The organism is Streptomyces sp. NPDC059668 (assembly GCF_042734135.1).
In the GTDB taxonomy this organism is placed as follows: domain Bacteria; phylum Actinomycetota; class Actinomycetes; order Streptomycetales; family Streptomycetaceae; genus Streptomyces.
In genome coordinates, this window is sequence record NZ_JBHWEL010000006.1 from 158,696 (window position 1) to 171,097 (window position 12,402).

Genomic DNA, 12,402 nt, shown 5'->3' on the forward strand with positions numbered 1-12,402 from the left:
CCGGGGGGGGCGGGCGCGGGGGGGGGGTGGGGGGTGTTCTACACACCCACCCCCCCCCCCCCCCGCGGTCCCCCAACTCCCGGGGGGGTTCTTGTTTCACGTGAAACATGACCCCACAGGCATGAGCCTCAGCCCTGCTCCGCCCACCACTCCTTGAGCGCCGTCACCGCCGCGTCGTGTTCCATCGGGCCGTTCTCCAGTCGCAGCTCCAGCAGGAACTTGTACGCCTGACCGATCGCCGGACCCGGTCCGACACCCAGGATCTCCATGATCTGGTTGCCGTCGAGGTCGGGCCGGATCGCGTCCAGCTCCTCCTGCTCCTGGAGCTGAGCGATGCGCTCCTCCAGGCCGTCGTACGCCCGCGAGAGAGCCGTCGCCTTGCGCTTGTTCCGGGTGGTGCAGTCCGAACGGGTCAGCTTGTGGAGCCGACCGAGGAGCGGACCCGCGTCCCGTACATAGCGACGGACCGCGGAGTCGGTCCACTCACCGGTGCCGTACCCGTGGAACCGCAGATGAAGTTCGACCAGCCGGGAGACGTCCTTCACGAGCTCGTTCGAGTACTTGAGCTCCGACATCCGCTTCTTGGTCATCTTCGCGCCCACCATCTCGTGGTGATGGAAGGAGACCCGTCCGTCGTCCTCGAAGCGCCGGGTCCTCGGCTTGCCGATGTCGTGCAGCAGCGCGGCCAGCCTCAGGGTCAGGTCGGGACCGTTCTCCTCCAGCGCCATGGCCTGCTCCAGGACGATCAGGGAGTGGTCGTAGACGTCCTTGTGCCGGTGGTGCTCATCACTTTCCAGCCGCAGGGCCGGCAGCTCGGGCAGCACATGGGCCGAGAGACCGGTGTCGACGAGCAGCGTCAGGCCCTTGCGCGGGTTCCCGGAGAGAAGGAGTTTGTTGAGTTCGTCCCGTACCCGTTCCGCCGAGACGATCTCGATACGTCCTGCCATGTCCGTCATCGCCGCGACGACGTCCGGGGCCAGCTCGAAGTCGAGCTGTGCCGCGAACCGGGCGGCCCGCATCATCCGCAGCGGATCGTCGGAGAAGGACAGCTCCGGCGTCCCCGGGGTGCGCAGCACCTGAGCGGCCAGGTCGTCCCGGCCACCGTGGGGGTCGATGAACGCCTTCTCCGGCAGGGCGACGGCCATCGCGTTCACCGTGAAGTCACGGCGGACGAGGTCCTCCTCGATCGAGTCGCCGTAGGACACCTCGGGCTTGCGGGACGTCCGGTCGTACGCCTCGGAACGGTACGTCGTGATCTCGATCTGGAAGGACTGCTGCACCCCGTCCACGAGGGCGTCCTTCTGCGCGCCGACGGTGCCGAAGGCGATCCCGACCTCCCAGACGGCGTCCGCCCAGGGCCGCACGATCTTCAGTACGTCCTCGGGCCGGGCATCCGTGGTGAAGTCCAGGTCATTGCCGAGCCGGCCGAGGAGCGCGTCCCGGACCGAGCCGCCGACGAGGGCGAGGGAGAACCCGGCCTCCTGGAACCGGAGGGCGAGGTCGTCGGCGACAGGGGACACCCGCAGCAGTTCACTCACCGCGCGGTGCTGCACCTGGCTCAGGGCGCTGGAATTGTCTTCGTTGGCGTTCGGCACAACAGAAAAGGGTACGTGGCCGGGGCACCCCGGGGCGCCTCCATAAAACGTGCACACGCGCGTTCCCTTTTACACGGGCCTCAATACACGCACATACAGGACAGTCGGCCCAGTCTCCCGATCTTGTGGAGCACTCCGCGGCACTTCCCCTCAGCGCGCATCGTTACCATGCGTGGACGCACATTCCGACGACCACTGACGACGACGAGGGACGGGCGAGCGCGTGGCCGAGGCGGCAGACTTCCAGGGGACGAGTCCCTCACCTGCCCACCGGTGGTTGCGGCGCACCGGCGCACTGCTGGCCGGGGCGCCCCTCCTGGCCGGATTTCTTCAGCTGCCCGTCTCTCCGGCCGCACACGCCGCTGAGACGGCCACTGCGGCCGCTGCGGCCGGGTCCAGGACGGTCGACGTCTCCCTGGACTCCCTGAGCCCCAGCACGCCCACGGACGGCGACACGGTCACCGTCTCCGGCTCGATCACCAACAAGGGCAAGCAGGCGGTCACCGACGCTCACGTGGGGCTGCGGATCGGCCCCTCCCTCACCGGTCGGGTGGCCATCGACGACGCCGCCGAGCGCACCGGCTTCCAGCCGGGCCTCGACCCCCTGGAGATCGGCGGCAAGTACGTCCAGAAGTTCTCCAAGCTCCCGTCGGGCACCTCGCAACGGTTCAGCATCTCGGTACCCGTCAAGGACCTCGATCTCGGCTCCGACGGGGTCTACCAGCTCGGCGTCTCGCTCTCGGGCCAGACCTCCGCGGAACCGTGGGACCACGTGCTAGGGATCGAGCGGACGTTCCTTCCCTGGCAGCCCGAGGGCGCGGACACCAGGACCAAGACGACGTATCTCTGGCCGCTGATCTCGACGGTCCACCTCCGGGCGGAGACCGGCTCGGACGCCCAGCAGACCCCCGTCTTCCAGAACGACGACCTGGCCAAGGAGATCGCCCCCGGTGGCCGCCTCGACCAGCTCCTGTCGCTGGGCGGCGATCTCGACGTCACCTGGGTCCTCGACCCGGACCTGCTGGCCTCCGTCGACGCCATGACGCGCAGCTACCAGATCCAGGACGGCGACACCAAGACGGCCGGCAAGAACCAGGCCGTCGCCAAGGAGTGGCTCGACAAGCTCGAGAAGACGGTCTCCGACAAGGAAGTGGTCGCGCTCCCCTTCGCCGATCCCGACCTCGCGTCGCTGGCGCACCACGGCACGGACGTCGGCGGCTCCCTGAATCACCTCAAGGACGCCACCGACGTGGCCTCCGACACCGTGGACACGATCATCCACGTGAAGCCGGAGACCGACTTCGCGTGGCCCGTGGACGGCGCCGTCGACCCGTCGATCATCAAGGTCGCCACCGCCGCCGGTGCGGACAAGGTCATCGCCCGCAGCGACAGCCTCCGTGAGACCGGCGATCTCACCTACAACCCGAGTGCGGCCCGCCCCATCGGGGGCGGCACGACGGCGGTGGTCTCGGACTACCGGCTGTCGACCGAGTTCCAGGGCGACATGACGAAGGCCGACAGCTCCACGCTGGCCGTTCAGGAGTTCCTGGCGCAGGCTCTCGCGCTCAACCTCCAGGAGCCGAACGACCAGCGCAGCATCGTCGTCGCACCGCAGCGCATGCCGTCCGTGAGCCAGGCACAGGCGATGGCGACGGCGGTGAAGGCACTCCAGAACGGGAACTGGTCCGACACTCAGCGCCTGTCCGCGGCCGCCAAGGCCAAACCGGATCCGAACGCCACGACGAAGATCCCCCCGAGGTCCGTGTACCCGGCCGCCCTGAAGAACCAGGAACTGCAGGCGTCGGACTTCGGGACGATCCAGACCACGCAGCACAACCTCGACAGCTTCAAGGTCATCCTCACCGACAAGTCCCGCGTGGTGACTCCGTTCGGCCGGGCCATGGACCGCGGGATGTCGACGTCCTGGCGCGGCCACCACGACCAAGGGGTGGCGTTCCGCGACGGAGTGAACACGTATCTCAACAGCCTCACCGGTCTCGTGAAACTGATCGACAAGTCCGACGCGAAGCTGTCGGGCCGCAGTGCCACGATTCCGGTGACGGTGCAGAACAACCTCGTGCAGGGTGTCCACCACCTGGTCCTGCGCCTCACGTCGAGGCAGCCCACCCGCCTCAAGATCGGCAACGACGCCTACTACGAGCAGCAGATCCAGGTCGCGGGTGAGCACAGCCAGTCGGTGAAGTTCACCACCTCCGCCAAGGCCAACGGTCCGGTGACGGTGACCGCCCAGCTGTTCACCGAGGACGGCCAGGCATACGGTCGCGACGTGGAGTTCGAGGTGAAGGTCACCGAGATCACCCCCACGGTCATGCTGGTCATCGGTGGTGGCGTGCTGCTCCTCGTGCTCGCCGGCTTCCGGATGTACACGCAGCGCAAGCGCGCGGCGGCCCGGCAGGCCGAGGAGCAGGACAAGGCCCCGGACGCCGAAGGCGGAACCGAGGCCGAAGCCGAGGGCACGGACGCGAGCGCCGGCGACGGCGCGGCCACGGACGGAATGAACCGCCTGAACGGCGTGAACAAGGGCGCCGCAGGCACCGTAGACACTGTTGAGGACACCGAGCGCTCCAAGGACGGTCCCGACGGGGAGTCCACGACGGAGCCCGGGGCAGACGCCCCGGAGCACCCGAGTGACCCCGCACCGGACACCGCACCGGAAAGCACCGACCCGTCCGGCACGGGTGAGAGAGTGGACCGTTGAGCGATGTCGTGGCCGGTGGGCCCGGGGACGATGAGGTGGGGTAACCATGAACGCGCCGTACGACGGTGACCGCGGTCAGGGCGCGGGCGGCCCGGCCTACCCCGAGGGCCGCCCCGAGCAGGGCGCGGGGAACTCCGGCTACCCCGAGGGCTACCCGGAGGGGCCTCCGGCCGAGCCCGGTCAGGTGCCTCAGGGGCACTACCCGGACATGTACTTCCAGGACGCCTACGACCAGGACCCCTACGGCGCGCAGGATCTCGCCGCCCAGGACCCGGTGACCGAGGCGCTCTACGACCGCGCCGCGCATCCCCCGCCGCCCGCGGGGGCGTACTACCCGCAGCAGCCGCTCTACGCCCAGCCGCCCACCGCGCAGCACGCCCCCGACCCTCGTGTGTGGGCGCAGACGCCTCCGCCGGAGCCGGCGGGCCCCAGCCGGCACCTGCCGTACGGCGAGGACGCGCGCACGACCCAGTTCGTCGGCGTCGACGACCTCGTCACACAGGCCGCGGACCAGCAGCCCGAGACCGACGCGTTCGCCCACCTCTTCCGTGACCAGCGACAGGGCGGTGTCCGGCCGTCCCTGGAGGGCACGGCCCCCCAGGCACCGGCGCCGTCCGTGCACCCGGGCCCGGCGCCGCAGCCCCCCGGTCCGATGTCCGAGCAGACGATGCAGCTCACCCCCACGGCGCCGGCCGCCCCCACGGCCGCCGTGAAGAAGGGCGGGCGGGCCTCAGGCCTGCTGAAGTCGAGCGCCGTCATGGCGGCCGGCACCCTGGTGTCCCGGCTCACCGGCTTCATCCGCTCCGCACTGATCGTCTCCGCGCTGGGACTCGGCTTCCTGGGCGACTCCTTCCAGGTCGCCTACCAGTTGCCCACGATGATCTACATCCTGACCGTGGGCGGTGGCCTCAACTCCGTCTTCGTGCCGCAGCTGGTGCGCGCCATGAAGGACGACGACGACGGTGGCGAGGCCTTCGCCAACCGGCTGCTGACCCTGGTCATGGTGGCGCTCGGCCTGCTGACGGCGCTCGCGATGCTGGCCGCGCCCCTCCTGGTCCGGATGCTGTCGAACTCCGTCGCCACCAACCCCGCGGCCAACGAGGTCGCCGTCACCTTCACCCGCTACTTCCTGCCCTCGATCTTCTTCATGGGCATCCACGTGGTGATGGGGCAGGTCCTCAACGCCCGCGGCAAGTTCGGCGCGATGATGTGGACCCCGGTCCTGAACAACATCGTCATCATCGTGACGCTCGGCATGTTCATCTGGGTGTACGGCAGCGCCGCGAACTCCGGGATGACCGTCGAGAACATCCCGCCGGAGGGCCAGCGGCTCCTCGGCATCGGCGTGCTCCTCGGTCTCGTCGTCCAGGCCCTGGCGATGATCCCGTATCTGCGGGAGACCGGGTTCAGGCTGCGACTGCGCTTCGACTGGAAGGGCCACGGCCTCGGCAAGGCCGCGATGCTCGCCAAGTGGACCGTGCTCTTCGTCCTCGCCAACCAGGCGGGCGCGATGGTCGTCACCCAGCTGTCCACCGCCGCGGGCCAGCACTCCGTCAAGGGAACCGGCTTCGCCGCCTACGCCAACGCCCAGCTGATCTGGGGTCTGCCGCAGGCGATCATCACGGTCTCCCTGATGGCCGCCCTGCTGCCGCGCATCTCCCGGTCGGCGCACGAGGGCGACAGCGGCGCGGTACGCGACGACATCTCCCAGGGACTGCGGACGACGGCGGTCGCGATCGTGCCGATCGCCTTCGGCTTCCTCTCCCTCGGCATTCCGATGTGCACCCTGATCTTCGGGTCCTCGGGCATCGCGCCGGCCACCAACATGGGCTACATGCTGATGGCCTTCGGCCTCGGTCTCATCCCGTTCTCCGTGCAGTACGTCGTGCTCCGCGCCTTCTACGCGTACGAGGACACCCGGACCCCCTTCTACAACACGGTCATCGTGGCGGTCTTCAACGCCGTGGCCTCGGCCGTGTGCTACTTCGTGCTCCCCGCCCGCTGGGCCGTCGTCGGCATGGCCGCCTCCTACGGCCTCGCCTACGCGATCGGCGTCGGGGTCGCCTGGAACAGGCTGCGCAAGAGGCTGGGCGGCGACCTGGACGGCGCCCGCGTCCTGCGCACCTACGCCAGGCTCGGTATCGCCGCGGTTCCGGCGGCGCTGCTGAGCGGCGTCGCCTGCTACGGGATCGCACAGACGCTGGGACAAGGGGTCGGCGGCTCGTTCGCCGCTCTGCTCGGCGGCAGCATCGTGCTGTTCGGCGTCTTCTACGTCGCCGCGCGGAAGATGCGCATCGAAGAACTCAACTCAATGGTCGGAATGGTCCGCGGGCGCCTGGGGCGCTGAGGCGGGGGTACGAGCACAACCATCGTCCGTCGCCGTGTGTCGTGCATAGCGCCGGACTGTGGGCACAATTGGTTTCTGCGTCGGACAGCGCGCAATGAATGGGGAGGCGGGAACGACGGTGGCGGAACGGAGCACGGCTGCCGTCGACGTGGCAGACAACAGTGGCGATGAGCCGCTGACCGCCAAGGCGGGCCAGTCCACGTCCGACGGGGTGGCCCAGAACCGGGAGCGGGAGACGGACAGCGAAGAGGCACAGGGGAGCGGCGGGACCGAGGGTCCCGGGAAGGCCTCACCGCCAGAACTGCACAGCGGCCACAAGCTGGCCCGGAGGTATCGCCTCGAGGAGTGCGTCACCCGTCTGGACGGCTTCAGCAGCTGGCGTGCGGTGGACGAGAAGCTGCGCCGCGCCGTCGGCGTGCATCTGCTGCCCGCCGATCACCCGCGGGCCCGTTCGGTACTGGCGGCGGCCCGGTCCTCCGCCCTGCTGGGCGACCCCCGCTTCGTCCAGGTCCTGGACGCGGTCGAGGAGAACGATCTCGTCTACGTCGTCCACGAGTGGCTGCCCGACGCCACGGAGCTGACGGCGCTCCTGGCCGTGGGCCCGCTGGAGGTCCACGAGGCCTACCAGATGGCCACCCAGGTCTCCCAGGCCATGGCCGCCGCACACCGTGAGGGTCTCGCGCATCTGCGGCTGACCCCGAGCGCCGTGCTGCGGACGTCCAGCGGTCAGTGGCGCATCCGTGGGCTCGCGGTGAACGCCGCGCTGCGCGGCATCAGCTCCAACACCCCCCAGCGCACGGACACCGAGGCGATCGGCGCGCTCCTGTACGCCGCGCTCACCCAGCGCTGGCCGTACGAGAACGACGCGTACGGCCTGTCCGGGCTGCCCAAGGGAGTCGGCCTGATCGCACCGGACCAGGTGCGGGCCGGCGTCCACCGTGGCCTGTCCGAGCTCGCCATGCGCGCACTCGCCAACAACGGCGCGACGGCCTCTCGCCACGAGTCCCCGTGCACGACACCGGAGGAGCTGGTCAAGGCGATCGCCGAGATGCCCCGCATCCGGCCGCCGGAGCCCGCGTTCACCGCTCCGCCGGAGTACCAGCGCACGTCGTACCAGCAGGGCAGCTACGGCCGCCCCGCGTCCCACGCCACGCAGCCGGTGACGGCCCCGCCGCCCCCGCTGCAGAGCCGCACCGGCAAGGCCCTGAAGTGGACGGTGTCGGCGCTCCTCATCGCCGCCCTGGGCCTCGGCAGCTGGCAGCTCGCGGACGCGCTGATGGACCGCAGCAAGTCCGACGACACCCAGCCGACGCGCACGACGGACGGCAACGACAAGGGTCCCACCCCCTCTGGCACAGGCAGAGCGCTCAAGGTGAAGGCGGCACGGGAATACATCGCAAGCGGGGAAGCACAAGCTCCGCAAGATGTCGACAACACCTTTGACGGCGACAGTTCGACCTACTGGCGAACCAAGCGGTACGTCGCCGGCCCTGCTCTCGAGCCGTACAAGCCAGGTGTGGGGATCGTCTACGACCTCGGTTCACCCCAAGAACTCTCGGCAGTTTCCATAGGGCTCCGATACAGCGGAGACCACACCACGATTCACCTTTATGCGGCCGACTCGTTGAACCCCACGACGGGAGTCACGGGAATGGGCGAATTGGGAGAATCCACCACTAAAGGATCGTCGCTCTCGATCAAGAGTGCGAAACCAGCCAAGGCTCGATTCGTGCTGGTATGGGTCACTGCAGTACCCAATGCCCCCGCGGACGGTTACAGCGGCACCGGCTACAAACAGGCAATTACTGACGTAGCATTCACCGGATAGAAGAATGTGAGGATGCTGAGCGCATCCTCACATTCCTTACCGGCTTCAATCGCTCTTACCGGTACTGCCAGCCGCAATAACCACTGACAATCAGATGACTGCCTTCGAAGGTGCCAACGTTGACCGTCGCCGCGGCGATACCGGCCGAATCGTAGGCGGATGTACTCCAGGCACCATCATCGCCCTGGCCCCCATAAATTTCATGCCAAGGCCAAGACTTGTACGCACCCGCATTGGTCTTGGTCACCAACTGAACACCAACATGGTGCCCATCGGCGGATACATCGGTGACACCGAGCACCAGCGGATCCAGAGTCGTACTGCTCGCCCACGTACCCGACCAGGTCCCATATCCACCCTCAACCGTGCAGCCGGTACCAGCGGCTGACGCGGATGGCGCGGTGACCATGAGCAATCCTACCGATATTACCGCAGTAGAAATAAAAATCGGTACTTTCTTCACATTCACCCTTCCCTAAAAGAATAACAAGTCATAATACGATCACCTGACCTTGACTGCAAGGACACCTGTTCGACATCAACCCCAGAACCGCCGTTCTTCCGCTAATCCCTATAATCACTGTTACGGTGGCTTGCTGGCGATAATTGCGATTGGAGGGAAATGGGAGCCGAAGAGGTCTCCGACGCTGAGCTCCTCGCTCGCCACGTCGAGGGCGACTCCGACGCTTTCGGCGAGCTCGTGCGCCGGCACCGCGACCGGCTCTGGGCGGTGGCCCTGCGCACGCTGGGAGACCGCGAGGAGGCCGCTGACGCCGTCCAGGACGCGCTGGTCTCCGCCTACCGGGCCGCTCATACCTTCCGTGGCCAGTCGGCCGTCACGACCTGGCTGCACCGCATCACCGTGAACGCCTGCCTGGACCGCGCCCGCAAGGCCGCCTCCAGGAGGACCTCCCCCGTCGACGACACCGAACGGCTGGAACAGCTCCTCGAACCCCACGAGTCCGCCTCCGCTCCGGCCGAGCGCAACGACCTGCACCGCGAACTGGTGACGGCCCTGGGCACCCTCCCGGCCGACCAGCGCGCCGCCCTCGTCCTCGTGGACATGCAGGGCTATCCCGTGGCGGAGGCGGCAGCCGTCCTCGACGTGCCCGTCGGCACGGTGAAAAGCCGCTGCGCCCGCGGCAGAGCCAGACTGCTCCCGCTGCTCGCCCACCTCCGCTCGGAGAAGGGAAGCAGTACGGGCGGCAACAGATCGGACGACGGAAGGAACCGGACGCAGGGGGCATCCGTCCCACCGGCAGCGGGGCCGCACGACGCGGGTCCCCATGACGCGGGACCAAGCGATTCAGCTGCTGTGAAGGGCGGAGGTGGGCGAGCGTGACATCCACGACGGATACGGCAGGACACCCGGATGTCGCGGAGATCTCCGACCTCACCGAAGGCCTGCTCCCACTCTCCCGTAGCGCGGACGTCCGACGGCATCTGGACGACTGTGCGCTCTGCGCCGACGTGTACGACTCCCTGGAGGAGATCCGTGGGCTGCTCGGCACCCTGCCGGCACCGACGCGCATGCCCGACGAGGTAGCCGCCCGTATCGATGCCGCGCTCGCCGCGGAGGCGCTCCTGGACGCCGCGGTACCCGGCCACGACTCCGAGACGGACGAGTCGAGCCTCGATGTTTCACGTGAAACATCGGTCACCGATTCACGTGAAACATCGGTCACGGGAGTAGCCGGTGCGCAGACCACCCCCGGCTCGGCTGCCTCCGTGAGCCGTCCCTCGGGCCACTCCCACGCGGCCACCGGACCCGGCCGTTCCCATCGGGGACGTCCAGGGCGCCGCAGGGTCGCCCTCCTGGGTACAGCGGTCACCGCCGCCGCTCTGGGGCTGGGCGCGATCTTCTTCCAAACGCTGAGCGATGACGGCTCCGGCAAGAGCCCTCAGACGGCGACACAGCAGGGGTCCAAGGACACCTACTCCGAAGGAACGCTGCAGACCCGGGTCACCGACCTCCTCAAGAAGAACAAGAGCGGCAGCGACCGCTCCGGCGGCTCGAAGCACCCCTGGGGAGTCCAGTCCAATGGCGCGGAGAACGGGTCCGCCGGGGTGGACACCTTGATCACGCCTGCTGTGGAGATCCCCGAGTGCATCCAGCAGGGGACCGGAAACACCGGCGCGGTCCTCGCCGCGGAGAAGGGCACGTACCAGGGAACGAGCGTCTATCTCGTCGTGCTGCCGGATACCTCGGACAGCACCAAGGTGACGGCGTACCTCGTCGACGCGGCCTGCGAGAAACCCGGGGGAACATCCCCCGGCAAGCTCCTGCTGACCCACTCGTACACCCGCTCCTGACAGCGTGCCCGTAGAGTCACCTCTTCCCCAGGAACCCCATGGGATCTCTGTGCTGTGTCCCATCTCCGTGTGCCCGGACACAGCGGGAATGCACGCCCCTTAGGATCCGTTGGGAGGGTGAGAGTTCTGAGAGAGGCTCCCACCGGCAGTACGTAGCAGTCTCCAGAGACGAGGAATGAAGCCGTGAGCGACGTCCGTAACGTGATCATCATCGGGTCCGGGCCTGCCGGCTACACGGCAGCGCTCTACACCGCGCGCGCGTCGCTGAAGCCGCTGGTCTTCGAGGGCGCCGTCACCGCGGGTGGCGCGCTGATGAACACCACCGAGGTGGAGAACTTCCCCGGCTTCCAGGACGGAATCATGGGCCCCGAGCTCATGGACAACATGCGCGCCCAGGCCGAGCGCTTCGGTGCCGAGCTGGTGCCGGACGACATCGTCGCCGTCGACCTGTCCGGAGAGATCAAGACCGTCACGGACACCGCCGGCACCGTCCACCGCGCCAAGGCCGTCATCGTCACCACGGGCTCGCAGCACCGCAAGCTGGGCCTGCCCAGGGAGGACGCCCTCTCCGGACGCGGCGTCTCCTGGTGTGCCACCTGTGACGGCTTCTTCTTCAAGGACCAGGACATCGCCGTGATCGGCGGCGGTGACACCGCGATGGAGGAGGCCACCTTCCTCTCCCGCTTCGCCAAGTCCGTGACGATCGTCCACCGGCGTGACAGCCTGCGTGCCTCCAAGGCCATGCAGGAGCGGGCCTTCGCCGACCCGAAGATCAAGTTCGTCTGGGACAGCGAAGTCGCCGAGATCGAGGGCGACCCCAAGCTCTCCGGCCTGAAGCTGCGGAACCTGAAGACGGGTGAGATCTCCGACCTGGCGGTGACCGGTCTGTTCATCGCGATCGGCCACGACCCGCGCACCGAGCTCTTCAAGGGCCAGCTCAACCTGGACGACGAGGGCTACCTCAAGGTCGAGGCGCCCTCGACCCGCACGAACCTGACCGGTGTCTTCGGCGCCGGCGACGTCGTCGACCACACGTACCGCCAGGCCATCACCGCGGCCGGCACCGGCTGCTCCGCCGCCCTCGACGCCGAGCGCTACCTCGCCGCCCTCGCGGACAGCGAGACCGCCGCGGCTGCTGCCACCGTCTGACCCCCGTCCGCCCCACCGCACCAACCAGTTAAGGAGCCCGCCGTGGCCGGCACCCTCAAGCACGTAACCGACGATTCCTTCGAGCAGGACGTCCTGAAGAGCGACAAGCCCGTCCTGGTGGACTTCTGGGCCGCCTGGTGCGGTCCGTGCCGCCAGATCGCGCCGTCCCTCGAGGCGATCGCGGCCGAGTACGGCGACAAGATCGAGATCGTCAAGCTCAACATCGACGAGAACCCGGGTACGGCCGCCAAGTACGGCGTCATGTCCATCCCGACCCTGAACGTCTACCAGGGTGGCGAGGTCGCCAAGACCATCGTCGGTGCCAAGCCGAAGGCCGCGCTCGTGCGGGACCTCGAGGACTTCATCTCCGAGTAGGTAGTAGGCGAGCAGCCGCACTCAAGCGGCGCGTGTGTTTCACGTGAAACACGAATGGGCCAGCCCTCCGGGCTGG

9 protein-coding genes are annotated in these 12,402 nt (G+C 68.2%); 7 read left to right on the forward strand and 2 right to left on the reverse strand.

Going from position 1 to position 12,402, the window contains the following annotated elements:
• Positions 1-128: 128 nt before the first annotated feature.
• Positions 129-1,595: a CCA tRNA nucleotidyltransferase gene (locus tag ACFV2J_RS07605; RefSeq protein ID WP_385084560.1), complete on the reverse strand. Its 1,467-nt coding sequence runs from the start codon at positions 1,593-1,595 to the stop codon at positions 129-131.
• Positions 1,596-1,818: 223 nt separating this feature from the next.
• Between ACFV2J_RS07605 and ACFV2J_RS07610 the strand changes: the two genes are divergently transcribed.
• From ACFV2J_RS07610 to ACFV2J_RS07620, 3 genes are all read left to right on the forward strand, one after another.
• Complete coding sequence (locus tag ACFV2J_RS07610) at positions 1,819-4,314, forward strand: DUF6049 family protein (protein ID WP_385084562.1); 2,496 nt, start codon at positions 1,819-1,821, stop codon at positions 4,312-4,314.
• A 46-nt stretch (positions 4,315-4,360) separates the two neighbouring features.
• Positions 4,361-6,661, forward strand: a complete 2,301-nt coding sequence (murJ, locus tag ACFV2J_RS07615; RefSeq protein ID WP_385084564.1) for a murein biosynthesis integral membrane protein MurJ — start codon at positions 4,361-4,363, stop codon at positions 6,659-6,661.
• Between the two features lie 118 nt (positions 6,662-6,779).
• Positions 6,780-8,489: a serine/threonine protein kinase gene (locus ACFV2J_RS07620; protein WP_385084566.1), complete on the forward strand. Its 1,710-nt coding sequence runs from the start codon at positions 6,780-6,782 to the stop codon at positions 8,487-8,489.
• A 55-nt stretch (positions 8,490-8,544) separates the two neighbouring features.
• On the opposite strand, the gene ACFV2J_RS07625 is transcribed toward ACFV2J_RS07620, so the two are convergent.
• Positions 8,545-8,952, reverse strand: a complete 408-nt coding sequence (locus tag ACFV2J_RS07625) for a hypothetical protein (RefSeq protein WP_385084568.1) — start codon at positions 8,950-8,952, stop codon at positions 8,545-8,547.
• Between the two features lie 159 nt (positions 8,953-9,111).
• Between ACFV2J_RS07625 and sigM the strand changes: the two genes are divergently transcribed.
• The 4 genes from sigM to trxA all read left to right on the forward strand — a co-directional run bounded on the left by sigM (position 9,112) and on the right by trxA (position 12,326).
• A complete protein-coding gene (gene sigM, locus ACFV2J_RS07630) occupies positions 9,112-9,831 on the forward strand; it encodes an RNA polymerase sigma factor SigM (RefSeq protein ID WP_385084570.1) in 720 nt (239 codons plus the stop codon).
• Positions 9,828-10,802 carry a hypothetical protein gene (locus tag ACFV2J_RS07635; protein ID WP_385084572.1) on the forward strand — a complete coding sequence of 325 codons (975 nt, stop codon included), beginning with the start codon at positions 9,828-9,830 and terminating at the stop codon, positions 10,800-10,802. The genes sigM and ACFV2J_RS07635 overlap by 4 nt, the downstream gene beginning before the upstream one ends.
• Before the next feature lie 183 nt (positions 10,803-10,985).
• On the forward strand, positions 10,986-11,951 hold the full coding sequence (gene trxB / locus ACFV2J_RS07640) for a thioredoxin-disulfide reductase (RefSeq protein ID WP_385084574.1): 966 nt from the start codon (positions 10,986-10,988) through the stop codon (positions 11,949-11,951).
• A gap of 42 nt (positions 11,952-11,993) precedes the next feature.
• Positions 11,994-12,326: a thioredoxin gene (trxA, locus tag ACFV2J_RS07645; protein WP_385084576.1), complete on the forward strand. Its 333-nt coding sequence runs from the start codon at positions 11,994-11,996 to the stop codon at positions 12,324-12,326.
• The last annotated feature ends 76 nt before the right edge of the window (positions 12,327-12,402 follow it).

Coding starts and splice junctions, on each gene's coding strand:
- murJ (WP_385084564.1), top strand. CDS start 4,361: ATGAACGCGCCGTACGACGGTGACCGCGGTCAGGGCGCGGGCGGCCCG.
- sigM (WP_385084570.1), top strand. CDS start 9,112: ATGGGAGCCGAAGAGGTCTCCGACGCTGAGCTCCTCGCTCGCCACGTC.